Source organism: Corynebacterium freiburgense (assembly GCF_030408815.1).
In the GTDB taxonomy this organism is placed as follows: Bacteria; Actinomycetota; Actinomycetes; order Mycobacteriales; family Mycobacteriaceae; genus Corynebacterium; species Corynebacterium freiburgense.
This window is the reverse complement of the sequence record NZ_CP047355.1, coordinates 55,828-67,542: the sequence shown is the minus strand read 5'-3', so window position 1 is coordinate 67,542 and position 11,715 is coordinate 55,828. Positions and strand designations below refer to the sequence as shown.

The window sequence follows — 11,715 nt, the reverse complement described above, 5'->3', positions numbered from 1 at the left end:
AGATAATGGGCGCTTGAGGGCGCCCATTTTTATTACCCTAGCTTTTCAAATTCTTTTTCACTGCTTCTTGAACCTTATCAACAGCACCGACAAACTTGCCGCTCGTCTTCTGGTCAATAACGTCACCGACCTTCTCCACAACCATATCAACTTTGTCTGGGTTTGCCTTGGCAAATTCCTTTGCTTTTTGGAACATGCTCATCTCATTCTTCCTTTGATTGTGTTCGTGTCATTATTACTCAAAATACGATGGTAGCGCTAAACCACCTAAGAACTTGAAAACACTAGACAATCTTAAACTTACCGAGTAACTTACTAAGTAAGTTACTCGGTAACTATCAGAGGATACTTTAATGACAATCAGAAACGCGCTGCTGAGTCTTATCAGCCTAAAGCCCACGGGTGTTGGAAATTTACGTCAATTATTCGAGAAACAAACTCATGGAACCTGGCCTATTAACGTCGGCCAGGTTTACCAAACCATTCAGCGCCTTCACCGTGACGGTCTTATCGAACACATTGGAACTGAATCTGGCACTCCTGGAAGAAATGCCGAAATTTACCAAATCACGGAGTTGGGAAAGCAAACGCTCGTCCAGTGGTGGCGAAAACCAACATTAAAAACTCGTGATGACCGGGACGAACTTGTAATCAAACTTTCTATGGCGGCACTACTGGATACAAACATTAAGGAAATTATCCAAAATCAACGTGAAGCCACCATGGCTGAATTACGAGAAATAACCCGCATGAAAGCGGAAACTCAACCGACACGAAGTGCACAACGCCTACTACTTGAACGTAGGATCTTCGACCTTGAAGCCGAAGCTCGATGGCTCGACCATATCGAAACCTTAAGCCCTGCGAAGGAAATAAACCCATGACCGCTAATATGCCCGCATTAGTACTCGAAAACGTTACCCGGCTTCATAACGACGGGCCAAACACAATCCACGCGCTTGACCAGGTATCGCTCACCGTCGATTACGGTGAACTTGTTGCAATCATGGGCCCATCTGGCGCCGGAAAATCCACGTTATTAAATGTCGCTGGCACTTTGGATACACCCACAAACGGCAGAATCCTGATTGAAGGTAAAGATGTATCCACCCTTTCGCCACGACAACGAGCACATGTCCGTAGAGAGCACGTTGGGTTTGTATTCCAAGATTTCAATCTCGTCCCAACCCTCACTATTGCAGAAAATGTCGCACTCCCCCTTGAACTAGGGAAAACTTCCCGCACTCAGGCACGCGTACTGGCGCTTGAAGCCCTACAAGAAATAGGAATGCCCGAAATAGCCGACCGTTTTCCTTCCGAAGTTTCCGGTGGTCAACGTCAACGGGTAGCAATCGCCCGAGCATTAGTCGGCGGCCGAAAGCTGATCCTTGCTGATGAACCTACCGGTGCCTTAGACACCAATACAGCAGAATCTGTAATGCAGCTTTTACGCACCCGTGTCGATCAAGGCGCCGCCGGTCTACTAGTAACTCACGAACCTCGCTTTGCCGCTTTTGCGGATCGGGTTATCTATCTTCGTGATGGGAAAATCGAAGGAACGACGCAATGACCCAGATTAGCCTTGCATATCGTTTAGCTTGGAGAGATATTCGAAGAAATAAATTCCGCACCTTCCTAGCGGTTCTGCTATTTGCTCTCCCTGTAACTTTTACCTTGGTTGTTTTAATGCCATATTCCTATCCAGTGCATGAGACCACCCAAAAAGATACTCTGAACAGGGTATACGTCCGCCATCGAGCTTGTGGCGAAGGGACATCAGCTCAGGATTATAACTGCCTTCCCAGTTCTAAACTCGAGCTCAATGATATTCCAGATATAGAACGAATCAAGTTATCCCAGCCAAATAATACTCATTTCGCCGCTTCGCTCGTGCCCGAATATCACATCTCGTTTGTCGCTTCAGGAATAAATGGGAATAACACGAAGATAAACGTAAACGCAATACATAATCGGCAAGATTTATATAACGAAATACCAAACAATGGGGAAATTTATCTAGATAACGCAACCGCATTTGTTCTTGGTGCGAAGATCGGCGACCGCATCCCACTTCGCATCGAAGAAAAAGAAATTACTCTTAATGTGGCAAACATTGGCTCTTCAACTTCAACTATCCCAATCGACGATGTTCCACTGAGTTTACCTGCAAAAGAAGATTTGAAATCTGCTTCACTTCCAAACCAGATTGAAGCTTATTGGGTAACCCGAGAGTACTCAGACTACGATTCTTCCGATTACCAAGTCAGTGCCTACGGACCTAATCGGAAAGTAACCACCAACGTCACCCCTTACGCTTGGGAAACTATTGCTGGAAGTTCATTCGAAGATCATTTTGCTGTCCTCATAGTATTTATACTTGGGCTCCTTCTTATTGCGTGCATGGCCGGCCCAATCTTTACAGTATCCGCACGTCGGCGCCTCGCCAGTTTAGGTTTATTGGCCGCCCAGGGCGCAAACCGCATCCAACTGGGAGCCATTTCATTCGCTGAAGCAAGTATCGTCTCTATTCTCGGCCTTTTTCTTGGGCTTGTGATCAGTTCACCATGGTGGCTGCATATAGGCAGATTCCCTTGGGATTATCTGCTTGCAGCAACAATTGTGTGCATTATCAGTGGAATCGTTGCCGCTGTAATGCCCGCAATACACGCCAGCAAAGCAAATCCAGTTCTAGCGCTTGCAGGAGGATCGAACTTTAGTATTTCCAAAGTACGTTTCTACCATTTTATTCCGCCGATTCTTGCAATATGTTTTATGGCGATTTTCCACACTGCCGAAGATTTACTCTTAATTTTAGTAGCAATCGTTGCCGCTGCCATATGCACAATATTGAGTGCGCCAATATTCCTTTCTATTCTGCTTGTTATTGCTCGGGTTCTCGCGCCGCCAGAACGCATGGCACTAAGGGATACTCAAAGAAACTATCAAAGAGTAATGCCAGCTACAGCAGCACTTATTGGATCAACCTTTATTACTTTAAGTATTGCTTGGACAATTAATGCTGAACAAGAATGGTATTACCAGACTCCACCGAGAGTTATTTATGCACAAGCAGGGTTAGAATCTGCTACAACGATTCCATTCGATCAAAAACTCGAAGAAATCAAACATGATTACAGCACACAGGCACAAGCAAACACGTATTCCGCGCAATTAGCTTCAAATACTAGTAGCTTCCACATCAGCGCGATGACACAGGATGGCACTACATACACAGAAAAATTCGAACATTTTGATTTCTTGCGTGATTCAATTTATTACACCCCCACATCGAATCTTTATATCGTAGATCCGGAAATGCCCCAACTATTGCATCACCTTTATCCAGAGCAATATCCAGTTGCACAAACCGAAGCAGCAGTCCAGGCTTTGAAGGAAGGCAAAGTTGTCGTCGATAGTATTTCTCTCCTAGAAGGTAAAGATCAAAGTGTCTACCTTACAGAGGATGGAAAAACTTCAATTCATAAACTTAAAGGACATCTTATTGGCCCTCAAGGACAATCACTGCTTCATGCCCACGCTTTAATTAGTAAAAAAACAATTGAACAACTAGGATACGAAACTTTTTATCAAAGAACTCTATTTGCACGAAATTCTGATCTTACTTGGCATGAACTGCTCAAACTGCAAACAATGAAAAGTGAGTTTCTTAGTATCCAAACATCAGGCCCGGATATCGGACAGAAAATAGATCAAAACTTAATCACGTTTGCAGGTTGGCTAACCACCATAGGCATTGCGGTGGTAATTGTTACCCTTGCCGCTGGTGAATCACGTCGAGATATTCAAACGATGTTAAGCATTGGCGCTACTCGAAACACCATCATTCGATTCTGCCTTTGCCAAGGGGCAAGCATTGGCCTATTGGGAACACTCGCTGGATTGTTGTTTGCTGGCATTTTCATGGCTTTGGGGGCAAACCAAATGCGAACACTAGATCAACCTTGGGAACTCATGGCCCTACTCGCAGTCAGTACTCCCCTGGTTTCTATTATTGCAAGCTTTAGCTATGGCGCTTTTACTATTCGAAATACGGAGCCAAAATGAATCATCTATCGATTGCCTTTCGCCTTGCCTGGCGTGATGTTATATCGCATAAATGGCGTTCATTATTTACCGGCGCGCTTTTCAGCGTTCCGATTATTGCAATTATGACATTTGCTACTCTCGCCTATAATGACGATGGCACCATTGATAATTCCCCTCCAGCAGCCACCGCATACATTGAAAACAGCCGTTGCGATGATGGAATTAATCATTACTACTGCATACCTTCAAATGAATATGAAGATGTTATTCAATTAACAGACCGTCAACGCATTAGCAAGACACTAGGAGATAATGACCAATTAGCGAACTCTTTCTATCCGGAATTTAGATTCAATGCTGAAGTCAAAGGGAAATCAGGGACCAGATCAGTTGCGGAAATAAAAAGTTCCCAAGCACAGACGCGCAAGGAAAATGCTGCCGTACCGGAACCAGGAACGATTATCCTTGATGAGCAGATTCGCCAAATGACGAATACTACTATTGGCGATCAAATAACACTCAAGTTTCAAGATACGAAAAAGAATTTAACGGTCAAAGAATTCGCCTCAAACACTACAATTCATCCCGAAGATATTCCGTTTAACACTCCTAAAGCGGAGGATATTGTTACTGCCGACCTTCCTACATATACAACAGTTACGTGGACCTCTAGTAATTCGATCGAGCAAGACCCGTCAAATACTGGTGTTTCCATTACACGTCATGCGGCTCTCCAAGATGAACCAACGTCAATCGTTTTGGATTATTTCAGCAATATATATTCAGCTGAAGAATTTATTGCATGGTTCGCACTTTGGTTTCTGGTACTAGTATTTATTGCTTGTATTGTCGGACCGGTTTTTGCAGTATCGGCAAATAGAAAACTAAAAACATTGGGGCTGCTTTCCACTATTGGTGCAAAGCCCTCAGATTTTCGAAATATAATGCTAGCGGAGGGTATTATTATCGGAGTCTGCAGTTCTATTTTCGGAATCTTTGCATCAATCACAATGAGTTTATGGGCGTTCCAACAGTCGGGGGATATTGGCACTATACGCTGGCCCTGGGATGTGACGCTTCTTGTTGTTGTATTCGCGATAATATGCGGTATCTTTTCAGCTCTTGTACCAGCATTACGTGCACAACAGCTTAATCCAGTGACCGCGCTGGCGGGTGGGACGTCGATACATATGCGCAGATTACGCCTCCACCACGTAATTGCCCCTATTATTACATTGCTTGCAGGAATTGGGATTGCCACCGAAGCGTTTCTTCCATTCCCAATTTGGCTCATTATCGCGGTAATTTCAGGCATTATTAGCACTACTACTCTTGTACTTTTATTCGGTAAGACTAGCCATTACCTGCCATTGTCATTGCGCCTTGCAGCCCGAGATGCAGTTCGAAATTATCATCGAACAGTTCCTGCAATTGCGGCTATTACTGGCGCAACAATGTTTGCGTTTGGGTTTGTTTCTTTTGCTACAGAAGATCCTTCTGCGGAGTCAAGTACCGCCTTTAATAATGCAGTCTCCGTTCAAACATTTACCAATTCCATTGATGCAGCTCCGTACGATTCCTATATTCATTCACTGCAACGTCAGCTTAATACTCCAGAACGAGTAAATGTTTATCGTCCATATACAGAAGACACCTATGAAATAAAATTCCTTAGTGTCCGATTACCTTCCGGAGATCAAACTGAAGAATCACGGTTCCCCAATTCCGCATCATATGAAGCGCTTTTAGAAAACCACCGTTACCCTGAGCATGGATCAATTATTATCGTTGACCCTAATGCTCCAAAATTCCTGGCTGCGATTCGGCCCGATTTGTTTAGTGCAGAAACAGCGAACGCGGCGTCGAAAAGCCTAGGGGAAGGGAAAATCGTCGTAAACCACCCTGCCATATTGCGGGACGGCAAGGTGAAAATACTCGAAGGATCTGGAAATTACCATGACCTATTAAATGGGCCGCCACCTCAATCAGACGTCAAAGAAGTACCGGGGCATGTTTTTACAAGTACGGAAAACCTGCCTGAGTCATATATAGGCCTTATGTCGGTAGATACTGCTCGATCTTTGGGCTACGTACCCGTCTTTGAGAGCGCAAAACTTTGGCGTGAACAGGAATTTCAGTGGGTTGAAAATTTTATTATCGATAATGCTATAGACCAATGGATTATTCCAAATACAGATTCGCCTAGCACTTATTTACAGCGAGTCGCCTCAACCTCAAACCCATTTAATTTCATGTACTTATTTATTCCACCAGTCCTAATGTCAATGCTTTTAACAATGTTCGTGGTTTTCCTTGTGGTCATTCTCGCAGGCATAGAGGCCGAACGTGACACAAAAACCATGCTTGCCCTCGGGGCAGATCCGAAATTATTGCGCAAATACGGTGGAGGGCAAGGTCTTATTCTTGGCACTCTTGGCACCCTGGCAGGCCTTTTTTACTACAGTTTTTTGTCGTTTACCACAGATCTGCATAGCAGCAATACACTGGATTTCTCTGAAGTTCCGTGGTTGTACTGTGTATTGCTGTGTGGGGTCCTGATCTTATTATCGTGGGTGATTGGCCTGATTTTCGGCGCTAGGTTAAAGCAAACGTAAAGTGTTCACCATGAATACCACTGGGCAGGAATTCCATATTGGCGGAAATGAAAAGGGATTGTCACCTGAGGAGCAGCTCGACCAATTGAGTTGGTATATTCGCGAGCACTACCCTGAGCCTAATAATCCGGAGGATTTAGATCGTTGGATTGCTCACCTCCCGGATCGAATTACCCACGCGGCAATGATGATGCTTGGATCTGCCGTCGATCACACAATGCCCGGTGTTGTATTCCTGGGTAATGTTACCCCCACTGATATTCCAGAGCTTGGGGCAGTGCAATTTACGCCCAGTAATCCTACTGGTGCCTGGGCTATTAGTTGCCATGGTGAGGGTGGTGATTTAGCTTTAGAGAATTTCTGGCGGCCTGAGGTAGCTGCAGCCGCTGAGCTTTCTGGAACTACAATTCTGGATATTGGCTACCCCGATAATGCGGACCAGATTGCGGCGGCAATCCACTATATAAACGCGCCACAAATCACCGTATGGGCGGCGTCGTCAGCTGCACCATTTGCTATTGCTATACATTCGCTTATCGACGCCCTGCTCCTCACCCGCCCCCGAGGCGCCCTGCCGGACTCTGAATCCTGGCCACCTACATGTATCCAGGTCAATCGCGGCGACATAGCACCACAAGGCGAAGTTTTAGAATATTTGAGCGATCATCTCATTAGTACGCCAGAAGTTGCCCGACAACGCATTCAAGATGCCGCTAATTTCCTGGCATCCCGCTAAGGTCAATCCCCTGCAACGGATCGGATTCGTGACCTTCTTCCACCGGTGCGTCAACCTTTGCCAATGTAACGGTAGCCCCGGTGGCGTCGGCAATAATTACTAAATGGCCGAAGTCTGAATCCCAAGGTTCGCGAATTACCTCACCACCGAATTCCTCTACATGCTCCACCACTTCTTCAATATCCGCTACGCCTAGGTAAGTTTGCCAGAATGAAGGAATTTCTGGGGGAAAGTTCTTTTCTGCATTCCAAATACCTGCAAATGGTGAGCCTTCAACAAGCGCCGTTGTGTATGGAAATCCATCCATTTCATGGGTAGTCCATTCGAATAATCCACGGTAAAAGTCGCATGCTGCAGAATACGCTGTAGTGCACGTTAGTTCGTGCCATACAGGTGTGCCTGGTTCACCCGCTGCAATAAAAGCCTCTTCGCTGGAAGGCTCAATAAGTCCAAATAAGGCACCAGATGGGTCCACAAGAATAGCCATTCTGCCAAACGTAATCTCTGCCGGCTCGATAAGGATTCGAGCACCTAACTCATTAGCGCGGGCTACTTCTGCATCAAGATTGTCTGCTAAAAAGTGCGTTACCCACGTATCTGGGAGCTGTTCGTCACTTGGTTTTTCAACAATTGCCGCTACCGGCAAGCCTTGCACTCGGGCAATGCGGTAACCTGGTGCTGTTTCCTCGAATTCCCAGCCAAGTAATTGATTATAAAAATTCGCCGCACGGCGAATATCAGATGTAATGAGGTCAATCCAATACGGCATACCGCCCTCAGCCATGAATGCCGGCATTACATGTTCCTCCACTTTTCTTCATCAAAATCATTTTCTCCTTCTTCTAAACTATTTGCACGGACTCGTGCGGTTTGCCCTGAAACAGCCACTACATCACCGTCTCTGAGGGTTTTGCCGCGGCGCGTATCTACAATCCCATTCACTGTAACTTGCCCTTGTGCTATGAGCTCTTTAGCCTCACCGCCCGTTTCGACGAGGTTCGCCAACTTTACAAACTGTCCTAGTTTGATCGTCTCATCGCGGATAGCGACATCAAAGAGTTCATCCATAAAGATAAGTCTATTCGTTTCTTTCACTTCCCGCGCCTTAGGAGTTTTTCAACGTCAGTTCGTGAAACCCGCCATAGAGCATGACCAACGCAAGCACCACAAAAACCAGGCCACATAGCTTTTCCATTATGCCGGAATTGCGTTGAAGAAACCCCGAAGCTTTTTGCACTGCAAGCGCCACACTTACAAACCAAGCGAGGCCCGCAAGAATCAACGTAGCCGCAATAAAAATTGACACTAGGTAGCTCATTTCAGGTTGGACAAATTGTGCAAATACCGCCCCAAAAAAGATAAGCGCTTTTGGATTTGAAAGATTGGTAAAGATGCCTAGGCGAAGGGCATTGGCTTTCATTCCGCTTGCTGTGGTCACTAATTCTGCACCATTACTTTTAAAGGCGTTGATACCTATCCAGAGTAGATAGCTTCCTCCAATGATTTTCATAAACGTCAAAATAATCGGGTGGGTATTAACCAGCGCGGAAAGACCAAAAAGGCTAGCTAGGATCCACACTGAGTTTCCGATCATAATTCCGATTGCACACGCCACACCATCTGCACGTGCCCGTGCCCCCAAGCGAAGTATTTGCACCACATCAGGCCCGGGACTAGCAATCGCGGCAAGCCAAACCGAAAGAAGCCCAATGAAGGTCGCAAAATCCATAATGGTTAGTATGGCAGACCGTATTCGTCTGGCGGCCCAGGATATAGCGGGTCTGGATAGTAGTCTTCGTCTTCTTCTATATTGATGGGCATATCTTTGTCTGTCAGCCGCGGTATATCATTGCAGTCACGCAATTGATACATACGTTCGGTCATCTTTTCGACGTGCCGGTCCCTTTGTTTTTCCCGGAAGCTCGCTAATGTTGTTCCCCACCGCCCAAAACCATTACGAATTGGCGGGGCGTCGTAATGTTCATCGCTTTTGGTGCGTTTCGAATGCCTTGTTTCGATTCCTTGTTCCATCCCCGCGATATGTCCGGCAAGTGGGCCCATTGGCTTCGTGCTGATTGTGAGGCTTTCGCCGAACTGCCAGGTAATGTTTCCATAAATATCGGAGGTTGCCTTGGCATTACGATCAGTCTTGTAGTTGTGGTGATCACGGCAGAGGCATTGCAGGTTGCTAATAGTGGTCCAGCCGCCTGCTTCATGGTTGATCACATGATCGATATCGCAAAATCGCGCCGCCACATTGCAGCCCGGAAAGCGACAGTTCCCATCCCGCAAACGTACTGCTACTCGCTGGTCAATGCTGGGATCGTGGGTATCATGGCATTGCTTTGCGACGTCGTTTGCGTCACTGTAATGCACGTGTGTGCTACGCATTAGTCGCTCGCGCTGCTTCGGGGTAAGTACTCCGATTGTTTCGGCTTCTACAAGTTCCGCCGTTGTGGTTGGAGTCAGTTGTCCAACACCGATAATGCGGATTTGGCGTACATCCTCACGGATTTTTGCCTCACCGCAAAGTCGGTTGGATACTACTTGGTCTTGACGGATTTTAAATTCTTTTGCATCTAGCTCGATAGTGTATTTGGCTTCGACTGCCTCGTCTGCGGGCATAGTAACCGAAAGAACTGATACTGAAGGGTTTTTTGTTGCTAAGAGTTCAACTCCGTATATGCAATCTGGAGAATCAAAATCTACCGCCCCGGTTTCCGCTTCTTCAAAATCTTCATAACAACCGAGCCGCACGAGTTCATTTTGCAAAGCCCGTTTGATATTTGTGGGCGTAGGTAAAGCTTGGTTCGGCAAACTTGGCGTGAGCTTTTCTACAAGTACCGCGTCGAGCTGCGCCCAAATTTCTGTGTCCTCGGGAGCTATGGGAGCAATCATCACTCCTTGCCAAATTGCACGAAGCATCCGATAGTCAAGGTGCCCCAACTCTAAGCCAAGTGTTTTTGTTTGGGGTAAATAGTGGTGCAGTAAAAAACACGCACCTACGATATTATTCATTCGCTCTTCGGAATATAATCCTGATTGAGCAGAAAATTCCTTTACCAATTCACGCATATTCGTTGCATATGCGTCTACACCATGGGTTGCTAAAAGATAGCAACTAAGAAATTCCCGATTTTGTACTACTTCGGAAGCACCTAAAAGGTTTTTAGGGTCGTGAATGGCAAAGCAGACTGGAATTGCGTTTATCGCTTTGGCACCCATCCCGTATCTCCTCCGAAACACTAACCACCCTGTTAGTAATTATTCTACCCAATAATCGCTTTAAAAAACAGCAATAATGCAGGTCAAAGCACCTTTAGCGCAATATAAACCGCCACCCCCGCGGACGCCGATAAGCAGCGAAAACAACATGCATTTAAACGGCAAGCAACATGAATACGTGCAATACATTTTGCGTAGCCCATGCGGTAAAAACTTCAAATATGCCCGAAATTCACACCTACAACAAGTTTAAACTGCTATATGAATAATAAAACACAAAAACAAAGCACTAGTGCTGTAAAAAATAATTTATGATACGTGTCATTATTTTAAATACATACCCCTACCTAAAAATGGAGGTAACCCTACCCCGAGAGGGCAAGATGTGACATAAATCACCTGAAATAGGATCGATTATCAATCTCCTATTTTCAATAGTTATCCGTGAAATTTTAAAGGTATCAATATTGAATCCTCCCCTATTTTATCCCCCACTGTAAAAAATATTGAGAATTAGATATAAAACTTCTTTACATCCTATACGATGCTCTTGCACTTGATTTCCGTACGAGCCTTGCGCCACTCCAAACCGCCTGCCGGAAGACCAACAAAGGAGACCTTTTGTGAACAATGGCCGCTCACGTAGCCGTTTTCGCCCTCTAGACATTATGCAGCAAACCAGTGTTCAAAAAACAACCGTAAATGCATTCGAACTAGAGAATCGCAGAAAGATTCGTTCGGCAGAAATTCTGCAAGCGGTGCGCAACTTGGACCACACTCAAGACGATGCCTACCGTCTTGAACTTATTCAGTGGATCGAAAATGCGTATGCAGAGCGCATGGGCGGCGTACTTACTGGATTATTTAGTAAGTGCTACTTAGGGCACCCGTATATTGATCATCGCCTCACAATTACAGGTAATATTATCGAGCACTATACACGTGCCGAAACACCACCTCCGCCCTACGATAAAGCACGCCCTTTTATCCTTTCCGGCGCGTACGAATTCGTAGAAGTGTATTCCGACGGTGAAGTTATCCCGATTTCAGCCGATGGATCACCGAGTTAGTAAACCTCCAACACGCAGCATT

11 protein-coding genes are annotated in these 11,715 nt (G+C 45.6%); 6 read left to right on the top strand and 5 right to left on the bottom strand.

Translation table 11 applies throughout. From position 1 onward, the window contains the following. Nucleotides 1-37 precede the first annotated feature (37 nt). Nucleotides 38-202 (bottom strand): antitoxin, encoded by a 165-nt coding sequence (locus CFREI_RS00335; RefSeq protein ID WP_084170628.1) that lies wholly within the window; start codon nucleotides 200-202, stop codon nucleotides 38-40. Nucleotides 203-353: 151 nt separating this feature from the next. Between CFREI_RS00335 and CFREI_RS00330 the strand changes: the two genes are divergently transcribed. Genes CFREI_RS00330 through CFREI_RS00310 form a run of 5 tightly spaced genes read left to right on the top strand, consistent with a single transcriptional unit; the run spans nucleotide 354 to nucleotide 7,398 of the window. Beyond that, nucleotides 354-884 (top strand): PadR family transcriptional regulator, encoded by a 531-nt coding sequence (locus CFREI_RS00330; RefSeq protein ID WP_027011593.1) that lies wholly within the window; start codon nucleotides 354-356, stop codon nucleotides 882-884. Beyond that, the gene (locus CFREI_RS00325) at nucleotides 881-1,570 is read left to right on the top strand and encodes an ABC transporter ATP-binding protein (RefSeq protein WP_027011592.1); all 690 of its coding nucleotides are present in this window, start codon (nucleotides 881-883) and stop codon (nucleotides 1,568-1,570) included. The genes CFREI_RS00330 and CFREI_RS00325 overlap by 4 nt, the downstream gene beginning before the upstream one ends. Further along, nucleotides 1,567-4,065 (top strand): ABC transporter permease, encoded by a 2,499-nt coding sequence (locus CFREI_RS00320; protein WP_027011591.1) that lies wholly within the window; start codon nucleotides 1,567-1,569, stop codon nucleotides 4,063-4,065. The genes CFREI_RS00325 and CFREI_RS00320 overlap by 4 nt, the downstream gene beginning before the upstream one ends. Further along, the gene (locus CFREI_RS00315) at nucleotides 4,062-6,662 is read left to right on the top strand and encodes an FtsX-like permease family protein (protein WP_027011590.1); all 2,601 of its coding nucleotides are present in this window, start codon (nucleotides 4,062-4,064) and stop codon (nucleotides 6,660-6,662) included. Before CFREI_RS00320 ends, CFREI_RS00315 begins: the two co-directional genes overlap by 4 nt. Nucleotides 6,663-6,672: 10 nt before the next feature. Continuing rightward, nucleotides 6,673-7,398 (top strand): hypothetical protein, encoded by a 726-nt coding sequence (locus tag CFREI_RS00310; protein ID WP_051255757.1) that lies wholly within the window; start codon nucleotides 6,673-6,675, stop codon nucleotides 7,396-7,398. On the opposite strand, the gene CFREI_RS00305 is transcribed toward CFREI_RS00310, so the two are convergent. Genes CFREI_RS00305 through CFREI_RS00290 form a run of 4 tightly spaced genes read right to left on the bottom strand, consistent with a single transcriptional unit; the run spans nucleotide 7,376 to nucleotide 10,623 of the window. Further along, nucleotides 7,376-8,194, bottom strand: a complete 819-nt coding sequence (locus CFREI_RS00305) for a VOC family protein (RefSeq protein ID WP_027011588.1) — start codon at nucleotides 8,192-8,194, stop codon at nucleotides 7,376-7,378. The two genes, CFREI_RS00310 and CFREI_RS00305, sit on opposite strands and share 23 nt — an antisense overlap. Further along, nucleotides 8,194-8,466 carry an RNA-binding S4 domain-containing protein gene (locus CFREI_RS00300; RefSeq protein WP_035111581.1) on the bottom strand — a complete coding sequence of 91 codons (273 nt, stop codon included), beginning with the start codon at nucleotides 8,464-8,466 and terminating at the stop codon, nucleotides 8,194-8,196. Before CFREI_RS00300 ends, CFREI_RS00305 begins: the two co-directional genes overlap by 1 nt. 37 nt (nucleotides 8,467-8,503) lie before the next feature. Then, the gene (locus CFREI_RS00295) at nucleotides 8,504-9,127 is read right to left on the bottom strand and encodes a LysE family translocator (RefSeq protein WP_027011586.1); all 624 of its coding nucleotides are present in this window, start codon (nucleotides 9,125-9,127) and stop codon (nucleotides 8,504-8,506) included. Nucleotides 9,128-9,132: 5 nt separating this feature from the next. Continuing rightward, the gene (locus CFREI_RS00290) at nucleotides 9,133-10,623 is read right to left on the bottom strand and encodes an HNH endonuclease signature motif containing protein (RefSeq protein ID WP_027011585.1); all 1,491 of its coding nucleotides are present in this window, start codon (nucleotides 10,621-10,623) and stop codon (nucleotides 9,133-9,135) included. A gap of 623 nt (nucleotides 10,624-11,246) precedes the next feature. On the opposite strand from CFREI_RS00290, the gene CFREI_RS00285 reads away from it, so the two are divergent. After that, nucleotides 11,247-11,693: a hypothetical protein gene (locus tag CFREI_RS00285; RefSeq protein WP_205618440.1), complete on the top strand. Its 447-nt coding sequence runs from the start codon at nucleotides 11,247-11,249 to the stop codon at nucleotides 11,691-11,693. Nucleotides 11,694-11,715 lie beyond the last annotated feature (22 nt).